11 protein-coding genes, 1 tRNA gene and 1 pseudogene are annotated in these 13,045 nt (G+C 61.8%); 9 read left to right on the top strand and 4 right to left on the bottom strand.

Annotated elements, in window-relative coordinates; all coding sequences use genetic code 11:
- The first annotated feature begins 123 nt into the window (after nt 1-123).
- From AC1RLZ_RS25725 to AC1RLZ_RS25715, 3 genes are all read left to right on the top strand, one after another.
- A complete protein-coding gene (locus tag AC1RLZ_RS25725; protein WP_493190990.1) occupies nt 124-1,167 on the top strand; it encodes an ABC transporter substrate-binding protein in 1,044 nt (347 codons plus the stop codon).
- A 9-nt stretch (nt 1,168-1,176) separates the two neighbouring features.
- Entirely contained in the window at nt 1,177-1,875 is a 699-nt protein-coding gene (locus tag AC1RLZ_RS25720) for an NUDIX hydrolase (protein WP_493190934.1), read from the top strand.
- A 65-nt stretch (nt 1,876-1,940) separates the two neighbouring features.
- On the top strand, nt 1,941-2,906 hold the full coding sequence (locus AC1RLZ_RS25715; RefSeq protein WP_493190933.1) for a polyphosphate kinase 2 family protein: 966 nt from the start codon (nt 1,941-1,943) through the stop codon (nt 2,904-2,906).
- A 645-nt stretch (nt 2,907-3,551) separates the two neighbouring features.
- Here the strand turns inward: AC1RLZ_RS25715 and AC1RLZ_RS25710 are convergent.
- From AC1RLZ_RS25710 to AC1RLZ_RS25695, 4 genes and pseudogenes are all read right to left on the bottom strand, one after another.
- The gene (locus AC1RLZ_RS25710; RefSeq protein ID WP_493190932.1) at nt 3,552-4,280 is read right to left on the bottom strand and encodes a hypothetical protein; all 729 of its coding nucleotides are present in this window, start codon (nt 4,278-4,280) and stop codon (nt 3,552-3,554) included.
- Nucleotides 4,281-4,286: 6 nt separating this feature from the next.
- Nucleotides 4,287-4,691, bottom strand: coding sequence for a hypothetical protein (locus tag AC1RLZ_RS25705; RefSeq protein ID WP_493190931.1), 405 nt, complete (start codon nt 4,689-4,691; stop codon nt 4,287-4,289).
- A 617-nt stretch (nt 4,692-5,308) separates the two neighbouring features.
- A pseudogene (locus AC1RLZ_RS25700) lies at nt 5,309-5,452 on the bottom strand (IS701 family transposase); the annotation flags it as partial.
- Between the two features lie 179 nt (nt 5,453-5,631).
- Entirely contained in the window at nt 5,632-6,525 is an 894-nt protein-coding gene (locus AC1RLZ_RS25695; RefSeq protein ID WP_493190930.1) for a dihydrodipicolinate synthase family protein, read from the bottom strand.
- A 497-nt stretch (nt 6,526-7,022) separates the two neighbouring features.
- Between AC1RLZ_RS25695 and AC1RLZ_RS25690 the strand changes: the two genes are divergently transcribed.
- The 6 genes from AC1RLZ_RS25690 (at nt 7,023) to AC1RLZ_RS25665 (ending at nt 12,896) form a co-directional block, all read left to right on the top strand.
- Nucleotides 7,023-8,591, top strand: coding sequence for a 2-isopropylmalate synthase (locus AC1RLZ_RS25690; RefSeq protein ID WP_493190929.1), 1,569 nt, complete (start codon nt 7,023-7,025; stop codon nt 8,589-8,591).
- A gap of 197 nt (nt 8,592-8,788) precedes the next feature.
- Entirely contained in the window at nt 8,789-9,790 is a 1,002-nt protein-coding gene (locus AC1RLZ_RS25685; RefSeq protein ID WP_493190928.1) for a TRAP transporter substrate-binding protein, read from the top strand.
- Between the two features lie 159 nt (nt 9,791-9,949).
- Nucleotides 9,950-10,561, top strand: coding sequence for a TRAP transporter small permease (locus AC1RLZ_RS25680; RefSeq protein ID WP_493190927.1), 612 nt, complete (start codon nt 9,950-9,952; stop codon nt 10,559-10,561).
- Complete coding sequence (locus tag AC1RLZ_RS25675; protein ID WP_493190926.1) at nt 10,558-11,883, top strand: TRAP transporter large permease; 1,326 nt, start codon at nt 10,558-10,560, stop codon at nt 11,881-11,883. The genes AC1RLZ_RS25680 and AC1RLZ_RS25675 overlap by 4 nt, the downstream gene beginning before the upstream one ends.
- Before the next feature lie 116 nt (nt 11,884-11,999).
- Nucleotides 12,000-12,647, top strand: coding sequence for a Spy/CpxP family protein refolding chaperone (locus AC1RLZ_RS25670; RefSeq protein WP_493190925.1), 648 nt, complete (start codon nt 12,000-12,002; stop codon nt 12,645-12,647).
- A gap of 173 nt (nt 12,648-12,820) precedes the next feature.
- Nucleotides 12,821-12,896: transfer RNA gene (locus AC1RLZ_RS25665), tRNA-Lys, on the top strand.
- Nucleotides 12,897-13,045: the final 149 nt, after the last annotated feature.

The raw sequence follows: 13,045 nt of genomic DNA, 5'->3' as shown, positions 1-13,045 counted from the left end.
CAATGATTTGCCGCGCGGATGCTATGTCGCGGGATGTCCGTTGACCAGTGCCGGCTTTCCAACCGGCAGAGGCTCATCTATCCTCCGCGCTGCGAAGCAGCGGAGGAAACAATGACAACGAACATGAAAACCGGCTTGAGCCGTTTATTCCTTGCACGTTTTTTCCTTGCGGGTCTCCTGTCACTGTTTCTCGTTCAGCCTGCTGCAGCGCAAAGCAAGATCACGATCGCCATCGGTGGCGGGGCGTGCCTGTGCTATCTGCCGACGGTGCTGGCCAAGCAGCTCGGCGAATATGAGAAAGCGGGTCTCGCCGTCGAGCTCGTTGACCTCAAGGGCGGCTCGGATGCGCTGAAGGCTGTCCTCGGCGGCAGCGCCGATGTGGTTTCCGGCTATTTCGATCATTGCGTCAATCTCGCTGCCAAGAAGCAGGAGCTGCAGAGCTTCGTGGTCTATGACCGCTATCCCGGTCTGGTTCTGGTGGTGTCGCCGAAGCACACCGGCAAGATCACGTCGATCAAGGATCTCGCCGGCAAGAAGGTCGGCGTCAGCGCGCCGGGCTCGTCCACCGACTTCTTTCTGAAGTATCAGCTCAAGAAGAACGGCCTCGATCCGGCCGACACGGCAGTGATCGGCGTCGGCCTCGGCGCGACCGCGGTGGCAGCGATGGAGCAGGGCCAGATCGAAGCCGCCGTGATGCTCGATCCTGCCGTCAGCGTGCTGCAGGGCAGCCACAAAGACCTCACGATTCTCAGCGATACCCGCACGCAGAAAGACACAATGGCCGTGTTCTCCGGCGAATATCCCGGTGGCGCGCTGTATTCGACGACGGCCTGGGTCAATGGTCACGAGAAGGAAGTGCAGGGTCTCACCAACGCGATCATGAATACGTTGAAATGGATCCACAGCCATACGCCGGAAGAAATCATGGCGAAGATGCCCGAAGGCATCGTTGGCAAGGACAAGGAACTCTATCTCGCCGCACTCAGGAACACGATCCCGATGTATTCGGAAACAGGATTGATGGATCCGAAGGGCGCAGCGGCCGTGCTCGCCGTATTCAGCGAGGGCTCGCCGGAAGTAGCGAAAGCCAATATCGATGTCAGCAAGACCTATACCAACAAATATGTCGAACAGTTCGCCAGGACGATGGGAACGAATGCGAAGTAGAGATACGCAATGACGGCAGAGCTCGTTCTTCGTTCCGTCAAGAAGCTCGATCTCGTCTTTGGTGAGTGGCAATGGCTGTTCGCACATGAGCATCGCAACAAGATCGACGCGCACTTTGCCGAGGCGCGCCGCGCGAAGCCGGAAATGTTCAACGGTCAAATTCTGATGGCTCGCGATCCGGTCTTCGCAGGGGATACGTTCAGCGCGCGGTACTTTCAGACCGACTTCGCCAGTTTTCTTGCCTGGCGCGATTGGGGCTTCCCGGACGCGTCGGTGTTCAACGGTTTCGGTATGGGCGCATTGAGGACGAACGACGGCGCCTTCGTGCTCGGTGAGATGGGCCAGCACACAGCGAACGCCGGCAAGATCTACTTTCCGGCTGGTACGCCGGATCTCAATGACCTGCGCGGTGACACGGTCGACATTCCCGGCAGCGTCACACGGGAGACGGAGGAGGAGGTCGGCCTGATGCCCGATGACTACTGTGCGGCCGATCAGTGGGACATCGTGCAGGCCGGATCGCTGACCGCGATGATCCGTATGCTCGATCTAGCCGTGTCGGGCGACGCTGTGCGGGCGCGGATCGAAGCCAACCTTGCCACGCAGGATGATCGGGAGCTGAGCGCCATTCATCTGGTACGGAGCCCCAGCGATTTCACCGAGACGATGCCGGCTTATATTCGCGCCTTCCTGGCGGCCAAGCTCTGACGTCTGGCGCCGGGGACGTCGGCGCGCTACGCTCCGAGCTTCTGTGTCCCGGAGTTGCCGATCTCATGTCTGCCAAGCCAGTTGTGTCTGCGTTGAAGTCCTATATTGAGCCATATCGGGTCGATGGTTCGAAGGCTTTTCACCTCAAGGCGCATGACACCAATGCGTCAGGCGGGCTGCACAAGGAAACCGGCAAGAAGATTATCGAGGCCAACCGCCGCCGGCTGCAGGAGCTGCAGGAAAAGCTCTATGCGCAGGATCGCTGGTCGCTGCTGCTGATCTTCCAGGGCATGGACGCCGCCGGCAAGGACAGCGCCATCGAAAGCGTGTTCGACGGCATCAATCCGCAAGGCTGCGAGGTGACGTCGTTCAAGACGCCGTCATCGAACGAGCTCGATCATGATTTCATGTGGCGTCACACCATCGCACTGCCACAGCGCGGCCGGATCGGCATCTTCAATCGCTCTTATTACGAGGAATGTCTGGTGGTGCGGGTGCATCCGGAAATCCTCGCCAAGCAGAAGATTCCGGCGGAACTGGTGACGAAGAGAATCTGGCGCGAGCGTTTCGAGGACATCACCGCCTTCGAAAAGTATCTCGCACGCAACGGCACCGTGGTGCTGAAATTCTTTCTCAACGTCTCCAAGGAGGAGCAGCGCGAGCGTTTCCTCGATCGTCTGGAACAGCCGGCGAAGAACTGGAAGTTCTCATCGGCGGACATCACCGAGCGCGCGTTGTGGGACAAGTATCAGGAGGCCTATGAAGACCTGGTCAGGCATACGTCCTGCGAGGAAGCGCCGTGGCATGTGGTGCCGGCGGATCGCAAATGGTTCTCACGCGTGGTGATCGGTTCGGCCATCGTCAACGCGTTGGAGAAGCTCGACCTGCACTTTCCGACCGTGGACGGCGAGGCGAAGAAGGACTTTACGCTGATCCGCGAGGCGCTGGAGAAGGAAGGGCCGCCGAGGGAGGGCGCGCCTGTGGTGAAAAAGGTCGCCAAGAAGGCCAAGAAGAAAGCGGCGAAGCACTAGGACTTGGCTCGTCATTCCGGGACGTGCGAGCGTAGCTCGCGCGAACCCGGAATCCCAGAGTGCTTGGCTTTAGCACTACTTTGGGTGGTCGGCTTTTTGGAGGGCTGACCTTGCCGAGGGCAAGGACGAGACGAACAAACGCCCGCCGCCCATGCCGATGCCGCTCGCTGTATTTGGCGTAACGCTCCTCACCCCATGCGAAGCGCGACCCGCCGCGAGAGCTTGTAGCCGATCCTATCGAGGAGACGAGGAGACTTCCCAGCCACACGTTGCACCGAAGGGTGATCGCCTGCCGGTCAACGTGCCAGCGCCTGCGGCGATCGATGTCACGAAGCCGGAGCCGGTGGCGTTCGTCGCCGACATCCGGCAGAACCGCGCCGACCAGCCCCGGGAGCGCAACGAACGGCCCCGCCACAACATCTGCACGCGCCACGGCATGCACAAGGTCATCACGGGCGGCGGCAGATCATGGAGATGCAGACGATAAGGGAGGGCTGCAATTGGATTTGCGAAACGAGATAATCGAATGGGTCAGGGCGAACGATTGCTCCGGCTTCTGGTTGGCGGGCGTGCTGCATTACTAGATCGGCGGAGGTGCCTCAATGGAGAACGCGGTCGTGGCGATGGAGCGGTTCGTTGACGACGCTATTCGTGCCAAGCGCCATACGCTTCGATTAGTGCCCGCGTTAGCGCCCGGCGACGCGGCGACCTGACGAAATCGACCTCGCGCTTCCAGCGCAATTCAGGGCGGTCGATCCAGATCATTTCGAACCGGCGATCTTCAAGCTCGACCTCCGCGCCGGAGAATGGCAACCGATCGTAGACCTTGAAACCTGCCGGTGCCCAATATTCGGTCGCGAACATCCCGCGCAGAGCGCCGCCCCATGCCGGGCGGATCGCCTGATAGAGTGTGATGTCGATTAGCAGATGCAGCGACGGCACCGTGACCACCGCGTGCCCGTTGAATTTCTCAGGGTGATCAGGCGCGCCGGGGACGCCGATGCCGAGCGAATATATCTCGGTGCGAGCCTTGTCGAATGAACGCATCACCAGCCCGCAGCCGCGCACCGCGGCGTCCTTAAAACCGATCTCGACCAAGAAGTCCCGCACCGCCAGCGAGGCGAACAGGCACCTCACCTTGGAGCCGCCCGGCGGCGCATCCGGTTGCCGGTCATAGGTCGGGTGCAGATGCATCGCGACCACCGCCAGCGCCTTTATCATCTTGCCGGGCCAGCGCCCGACGACGGTCATGTCGCCGAACGATAGCACCAGCTGCTTGGCGTCCGGGAAATCATGGCAGCGACCGCAATAGCCTGATTGCTCGTCTTTTGGATGATGGCTGACGGCACCGCAGCGTGGGCACGTGATCGGCATCTGGGATCAGTACGGTTTGAGCGGCGGCTTGCGCTGCCCGTTGTACCAGACCTGATAGGGCGCGGCGTCGCCCTCCTCGATGACCCCGCAGGCGAACTCCTTGATGCCCAGCCGGTGCAGCGCCCGCAGCCGGTGGTGCCCGTCGATGAACCAGCACGCCCCGTCCTCGATGATGCCGATGCACGGCTCCGCGAACGCCTCCGGTGTCCGCATGAACCGCTCGACCTTGGCCTCATCAACCTCGACCGCCTTGCTCGCCTCATAGGCTTCGGCGGCGTCGAGCTTCCAGACTTTGTGCTTCCCGGCCGGGCAGCCGCGCAGGGCGCGGGATACGTTCCGCGAGCCGCGATCGTTGGAGTAGACCACCTCATCGGCCAGCGGATCGAGGTTCGAAACGACGAGCGGTTTCATCGCCCGCTCCGGCGCTTGGCCTGCTGCTCCAGAAAGGAAGCCGGCTCTTCCGGCTCTCGCTGAAACCGCGCCCGCCGCTCTTCCTCAAAGGCAGCGACGGTAACGGGGTACTGGGTCCGCCACGCGCCGTGCGTGCCCCGCAGATGGTACTCAAGCCCGTTCGGCAAGCTGAACCCCGGCGTGATGGCCCCGCTACCGATGCTCTCGCACAGCGGGCAGGCTGCGCGTTCCTCATAGGCGTTTGACATCGACGGATCGGGAGCGGTGCTGGCGATCACGGTCTTCACGACCTCGTTCTGCCAGCCGCAAGCATCGGCAGCGGCCTTGTGACCGAGGGTCGATTGCACCGACACCAGCTTCTTGATCTTGCTCGTCATGGGGTGACGCCCTCTCGTCCATAATTGACTGCCGTTGTACCGAAAAAAGCCGCGTCGCGAGCCGAAAATGACCCGGAAAGGCTTAGGGTTCGGACTCACTACAGCCGGCAGATGTCGGCGGCGGCCAGGCTTGATGTTGCGGTCGAAGCGGGTTGCGATGCGCCGCCAGTCTTTGAAGCGGCAGAACATGCGCTCGACGACGTTGCGCTGCTTGTAGATGGCGCGGTCGTACTCGTACAGGACCTTGCGGTTTTTGCGGGGCGGAATGAAGGGCTCGGTGCCCCGCTCGACCATCCGCCGCTGGGCCTTGTGACCTCGACGATCCAGGAATGGCTTGAGCCAGCGTCCAAGCTCGTCTTCCCACTTCGACCTCGTGTCCACCATGGTCGGCCCTCCAAAAGCCGACCGCCCATGAATCATTGAAAATCTGATTCGGGAATCCAGTTGCGCCCATCAATCGCAAAAATCTGCCAAAGTAGTGCTGGGGAGACTCCTATTTTGAGATTCCGGGCTCGGTCCCGTCGCCTCTGGCGACGATCCCGCCCCGGAATGACAGTGTGGGCTTAACTCAGCTTCAATTCCTTCAACACCGCGGCCACCTTGTCCTGCGCCGCATCGTTCAATGGCAGCACCGGGCGTGGTGGCTTCGCATCCGTCAGGCCCATGATATCCGCAGCCGCATACATCACGCGCAGGCTTGAATATTGCTTGAACAGATCCCACAGCGGCTGCATCGCGCTATTGAGGCGGCGCGCTTCGTCGGCATTGCCGGCTTGTGCCGCGCGCGTGATGGCGAGACAGCTTTTGGGAAACAGACCCGCCGCCACGCAATACCAGGCATCGCCGCCAGCGAGCAGCGTCTCCATCGAATTCCAGTCACCGGCATAGCCGACCGAGAAGCCTGATGGCACGGCAGCGCGCATCTGCTTGAGATGATCCGCTGCGAGGCTCGCTTCAGGCGATGTCCCTTTCACGGCCACGACTCCGGGAATCCGCGCTATGCGGCCGACGAGGTCGGGCGTGAACTTGAAATGCGTGGTGGCGAAATTGTCGTAGATCACGATCGGCAGTTTGCTTGTCTCGGCAACCGCCTTGAAGTGCTCGAACACCTCATCCTCGGTCAGCGGCGTATAGGACACCGGCGCCAGCAGGCCGGCGGCAGCACCGGCCGCCTTGGCGTCGCGGGCAAGGTTGATCGTCTCGTCGGTGCGCAGCGCGCCGATACCCACCAGCACGGGGACGCGTCCGTTGACCTCGGCGATGGCGGCGTCTGTGGCGCGGCGGCGCTCGTCGCGGGTGAGGAAAGGGTAGGACCCGGTGCTGCCCAGAAGGCCAATGGAATCCACCTTGGCGGCCGCCAGCGGCGCTACCAGTCGCTGGAGTGCGGGCGTATCGACCCGGCCATTCGTGTTCATCGGCGTGATCGGGAAAGCGGATAATCCCTTGGCGAAAGTCATCGTCCTGTCCTCGTCATTACCGTTCGGTCTTAGGGCAAAAGGGGGGCCGGGAAAACGTCCAGTTGGCGATGTTCCGGGTAAGCCAGTTGGCCGTTCGCGCCGGCCGCCTTTCGGAGGGATTTAGGTCAGGCTTCCTGACCCTCTTAGCCGTTGCAGGCCCCCGTATTTGTCGTCTAGAACCACCTCAGGCTCCGGTCGGCAACGAACCATCAATGGTTTGCGCCGAGGATGTAGGCCTGAAGGTGTGGCAATGCTGATTCGCAGCGACATGGTTGGAGTTTCCGGGGGAGTGGCTGTTGCCGCTGGTCCCGACGCGATTCCGGCTGCCTCGCTGTCCCTTTCTTCGGCGTCGACCCTCCTCGGCGGGCTGCTTCTGCTTATCTGCCCCTGAGCGCCGTCTGGGCCATCTGGCCTGGGTACTCAGGGGATCATGACACGCAGACCATCAGCTTCCCCTGGCGCCCACACAGACCGCGCCCCGACTTAAGGAATATCCCATGACCGCGACCACGAAGTCCGACAAGGACCGCGTCTTCATTTTCGACACGACCTTGCGCGATGGCGAGCAGTGCCCCGGCGCCACCATGACTTTTGAAGAGAAGCTGGAAATCGCCGAGATGCTCGACGATATGGGCGTCGATATTATCGAGGCCGGCTTCCCGATCTCGTCGGAAGGCGATTTCGAGGCGGTGCACGAGATCGCCAAGCGCTCGAAGAATTCGGTCATCGCCGGTCTCGGCCGCGTCAATCCGAAGGACATCGATCGCTGCGCCGAAGCCGTGAAGCCTGCCGGTGATCGTGCCCGCGTGCATATGGTCATCGCGACCTCGCCGCTGCATATGCGCGTCAAGCTGAACATGACCCCGGAGCAGGTGATCGACGCCTCGGTGGCCGGCGTCACCCGCGCGCGCAACTTGGTCAGCAATGTCGAATGGTCGGCCGAAGATGCGACCCGCAGCGATATCGACTTCCTCTGCCGCATCACCGAAGCCGTCATCAAGGCCGGCGCCACCACGGTGAATATTCCTGACACCGTCGGCTACACCACGCCGGAGGAATACACCCGCATCATTCGCACTCTGCGCGAACGCGTACCGAATTCCGATCAGGCGATCTTCTCCGTGCATTGCCACAACGATCTCGGCATGGCGGTGGCCAATACGCTGGCCGGCATCGATGGCGGTGCGCGTCAGGTGGAATGCACCATCAACGGCATCGGCGAGCGCGCGGGCAATGCGGCGCTCGAAGAGGTCGTGATGGCGATCAATGTGCGCAACGACAAATTCCCGTACTGGAACAGGATCGACCCGACGATGCTCACCCGCGCGTCCAAGGTGGTCTCGGCGGCGACCTCGTTCCCGGTGCAGTACAACAAGGCGATCGTCGGCCGGAACGCCTTCGCCCATGAGAGCGGCATCCATCAGGATGGCGTGCTGAAGGACGCATCGACCTACGAAATCATGACGCCGGCCTCGGTCGGCCTCAAGCAGTCGTCCATCGTGCTGGGCAAGCATTCCGGTCGCCATGCTTTCGTGCACCGTCTGGAAGAGCTGGGCTACAAGCTCGGCAAGAACCAGATGGAAGACGCCTTCATCCGCATGAAGGCGCTGGCCGACCGCAAGAAGGATATCTATGACGAGGATATCGAGGCGCTGATCGACCAGGAGATCGCGCAGTCGCACGACCGCATCAAGCTGACCTCGCTGACGGTGATCGCCGGCACCCACGGTCCGCAGCGCGCCACCATGAAGCTGAACGTCGACGGCGTGACCAAGATCGAGGAAGCCGAAGGCAATGGTCCGGTCGATGCGGTGTTCAATTGCATCAAGGCGCTGGTGCCGCATGAGGCCAAGCTGGAGCTGTATCAGGTCCACGCCGTGACCGAAGGCACCGACGCGCAGGCGGAAGTATCGGTGCGGCTGGCCCATGAAGGTCGCTCGATGACGTCGCGCGCCGCCGATCCGGATACGCTGGTCGCATCGGCCAAGGCCTATCTCGGTGCGTTGAACAAGATCGTGATGAAGCGTGAGCGCGACATGCCGGCAACGGTTGCTGCCGCGAGCTGATCGCTTTCCAAAACCTATACGCGCAATGAAACGCGGTGTCGCAAGACGCCGCGTTTTTTGCATTGCAGTAGAGCTTTTGCTGCAACCCCTGCGAAGGGAGCGATGGCATTTGGTCGCCGATGACGATAAAGCTGCCCGTGGCATCCAAGCGCAGCGACTTTTTGAAACAGCTCCGCGCGACCAACAGGGAGAACATCATGCGCAAGTTTATTTTGGCAGCAGCGTCGATCGCAGCGCTCGCGCTGGCCGGTCCGGCCTCCGCTCAATCGCCCATCGTCATCAAGTTCAGCCACGTCGTCGCGCCGAACACGCCGAAGGGGCAGGGCGCGGACAAGTTCAAGGAACTCGCCGAGAAATACACCAATGGCAAGGTGAAGGTTGAGGTCTATCCGAACTCGCAGCTCTACAAGGACAAGGAAGAGGTGGAGGCGCTGCAGCTCGGCGCCGTGCAGATGCTGGCGCCGTCGCTCGCCAAATTCGGCCCGCTCGGCGTCAAGGAATTCGAGGTGTTCGACCTGCCTTACATCCTGCCGGACAAGGCGGCGCTGAATCGCATCACCACCGGGCCGATCGGCAAGGGCCTGCTGGCGAAGCTGGAGCCCAAGGGCATCAAGGGTCTCGCTTACTGGGACAACGGCTTCAAGATCATGACCTCGAACAAGCCAATGCATAAGGTCGCCGACTTCCAGGGCATGAAGATGCGCATCCAGTCGTCGAAGGTGCTGGAAGCCGAAATGCGCGCGATCGGCGCTATCCCGCAGGTGCTGGCCTTCTCGGAAGTCTATCAGGCGATGCAGACCGGCGTCGTCGACGGCAACGAGAATACGCCGTCCAATGTCTATACCCAGAAGATGCACGAAGTGCAGAAGCACATGACGATCTCGAACCACGGCTATATCGGCTACGCGGTGATCGTGAACAAGAAGTTCTGGGACGGTCTGCCGGCCGACGTGAAGCCGCAGGTCGAGAAGGCGATGGATGAAGCCACGGCCTATGCCAACGGCCTGTCGCAGAAGGAAAACGACGACGCCATCGTCGCCATGAAGAAGGCCGGTACCACCACCTTCTACGAGCTGAAGCCGGAAGAACGCGCCGAATGGATGAAGGCGATGGAGCCGGTGACCGCGGACATGGCGTCGCGCGTCGGCAAGGACCTGATCGCGGCGTTCCAGAAGGAAGCCAACGCCAAGACCAATTGAGGCGCAATGTAGCTTGAGACTTCATCCTGAGGAGCGGCCTGATTGGGCCGCGTCTCGAAGGGTGAGGGTACGACATTCATGGTTCGAGACGCGCGCCAGGAGGCGCGCTCCTCACCATGAGGCCGCCGCCAGGTGGCCAGGGGGAAGGGGACATATTCCGTGCGGTTCTTGTTACGCATCCTCGATCGTCTCGAGGAAACCCTGATCGCGACGCTGATCGGCGCTGCGACGGTGGTGATCTTCGTCGCTGTGGCGCATCGCTACACCACCGATTTCGTGGTGTCGTATCGCAATCTGCCCGGCGCGATGACGGCCTACAAGTTTCTCGCCGGCATCCATTTGTCCTGGGCGCAGGAACTTTGCATCTACATGTTCGTGTGGATGGCGAAGTTCGGCGCCGCCTACGGCGTGCGCACCGGCATCCATGTGGGCGTCGATGTGCTGGTGCTGCAACTGCCGCCGAAATGGCGCAAGGGCACCATCCTGTTTGGGCTTCTGTGCGGCGCGCTGTTCACCGGCATCATCGGCACCATGGGCGCGAGCTTCGTGATGGGTCTGTCGCAGACCGACCAGACATCGCCCGATCTCGAACTGCCGAGCTGGATCGTCTATCTCTGCATTCCGCTTGGCTCCTATCTGATGTGTTTCCGCTTCCTGCAGGTCGCCTACAGCTATTTCCGCTTCGATGATCTGCCGCATCATGACCACAGCCATGTGGAGGGCATCGAAGTCGATACCGCGATTGGTCCGACGCCGGAGGGCGTCCGATGACCACGCTGATTATCTTCGCGCTGCTGATTGCGCTGATGCTCACCGGCATGCCGATCTCGATCGCGCTCGGCCTGACGGTGCTGACCTTCCTGTTCTTCCTGACGCAGGTGCCGATCGAGGCGGTGGCGCTGAAGCTTTTTACGGGGATCGAGAATTTCGAGATCATGGCGATCCCGTTCTTCATCCTCGCCGGCAATTTCCTGACCCATGGCGGCGTCGCCCGGCGCATGATCAATTTCGCGACCTCGATGGTCGGGCACTGGTATGGCGGCCTCGGCCTCGCGGGCGTGATGGCCTGCGCGCTGTTCGCGGCGATCTCCGGCTCGTCGCCGGCCACCGTGATCGCGATCGGCTCGATCCTGCTGCCCGCCATGGTCGCACAGGGCTTTCCGAAACGGTTCGGCGCCGGCGTCATCACGACGTCGGGCGCATTGGGCATCCTGATCCCGCCGTCGATCGTGATGGTGATCTATGCGGTGGCGACCGGCGGCAGCGTCGCGCTCGGCCCCGATGGCGCGCGCGTCACCTCGGCCTCCGTCGGCCAGTTGTTCATCGCCGGCGTCATTCCCGGCCTGATGCTGGCGACGCTGCTCGGCGCCACCACGGTGTATCGCGCCTGGAAGTTCGATTATCCGCGGCTGCCGCGGGCGTCATGGGGCGAGCGCTGGAAGGCCTTCCGCGAATGTATCTGGGGCCTGCTGCTGATCTTCCTCGTGCTCGGCGGCATCTATCGCGGCTGGTTCACGCCGACGGAAGCCGCGGCGGTCAGCGCCGTCTATGCCTTCGTCATCGCGGTGTTCGTCTACAAGGACATGGGCCTGAAGGACGTCCCCCGGGTGCTGCTCGGCTCGGCCAGCATGAGCGCGATGATCCTCTACATCATCACCAATGCGGTGCTGTTCTCGTTCCTGATGACGTCGGAACAGATCCCGCAGCAGCTTACCGCCTGGATCGTCGACATGGGCGTCAACTGGTGGACGTTCCTGATCTTCGTCAACATCCTGCTGCTGGTCGCCGGCAATGTGATGGAGGCCTCATCCATCGTGCTGATCACCGCGCCGATCCTGTTCCCGATCGCGGTCAAGCTCGGCGTGCATCCGGTGCATCTCGGCATCCTGATGGTGGTCAATATGGAGGTCGGCATGTGCCATCCTCCGGTGGGCCTCAATCTCTATGTGGCTTCAGGCATCGCCAAGATGGGCATCACGGAACTCACCATCGCGGTGTGGCCGTGGCTGCTGACCATGCTGATGTTCCTCGTTGCGGTGACCTTCATCCCGGAGATCTCGCTGTGGCTGCCGCGCATGCTCGGGATGCTGTGACGAAATTGCGGCGGTAAATATTGCGGCGACACATCGCGAAACCACATGGCCAAAGCGTAAGTTGAAGGTCTGGCGGTGCGGGATCATCCTCAGGTGACTTTCCAAAGGAGGTTGCCATGAAGAAGATTTTGCTCGCCGGTGCCGCTGTCGCCGTGATCGCCGGTTCCACCGCGGTCTATGCCCAGCATCGGCCTTGGATGCATCATCAAGCCTGGATGAATCCGGAAGACCGCGCCGCCTTCGCCGATGCGCGCATCGCTGCCGTCAAGGCCGGGCTCAAGCTGACGCCGGACCAGGAGAAGCTGTGGCCGGCGGTGGAGAGCGCGGTGCGCGATTTCGCCAAGCTGCGCATCGACCGCGCCAATGCGCGGATGGAAGAGCGCAAGAATCGCGATGACAGTGCCAAGGGACCGGAGACACCGGACAATCCGGTCGCCCGTCTGCAGCAGCGCGCCAGCGACATGGCCACGACAGCTGCGGCGCTTAAGAAGATCGCCGATGCGGCCGATCCGCTCTACAAGACCCTGGACGATGGCCAGAAGCGCCGTTTGGCAGTGCTGACCCATATGGGCCGCGGCTTCGGCGGGGAGGGCTGGCGCCAGCGCGGCCCGCGTTCCGGCTATGAGCGCGGCAGCTTCGAAGGCGAGGGATTCGGCCCGCGCGGCTTCGATCGCCCGCGCTTCGGCGACCATGATGACCGCGGTCCCGGCGCCCCCGGCGACAGATTCGACCGCGACGCCGCGCCAGACGCCGAACGGCTCTGACGCTAGGCTGTTTTCCACTGCCGCAATGACGAAGAAGCCGTTGAATCCCAGCGGCTTTTTCGCATTTTTGCGAATGCGAAATTCGGTGCATTTTTTGTGACAGCGTCGCTGGACATCCCGGGATCGCTTTGCTAAACGACGCCGTCCCCACGGGGATATCCGGATCTGGATCCGGGCGCATAGCTCAGTTGGTAGAGCAGGTGACTCTTAATCACCGGGTCCTAGGTTCGAGCCCTAGTGCGCCCACCATTAAATCTCAACAAATCAATTTGTTAGAATTTCGGTGGCCAGTCATTCCGAACGGGTTTCGGTTTTCATTCCGACCTGGCACGCCGTCCCAGCCGACGCCACATAGACGCACGCACCCCCGTCTTCTTCAGGCAGCCTTCAAGGGCAGT

It is taken from the genome of Tardiphaga sp. GW822-FHT04G09 (assembly GCF_058800725.1).
Note: the sequence above shows the minus strand (reverse complement) of the source record. Positions and strands in the feature narration are given on the sequence as shown.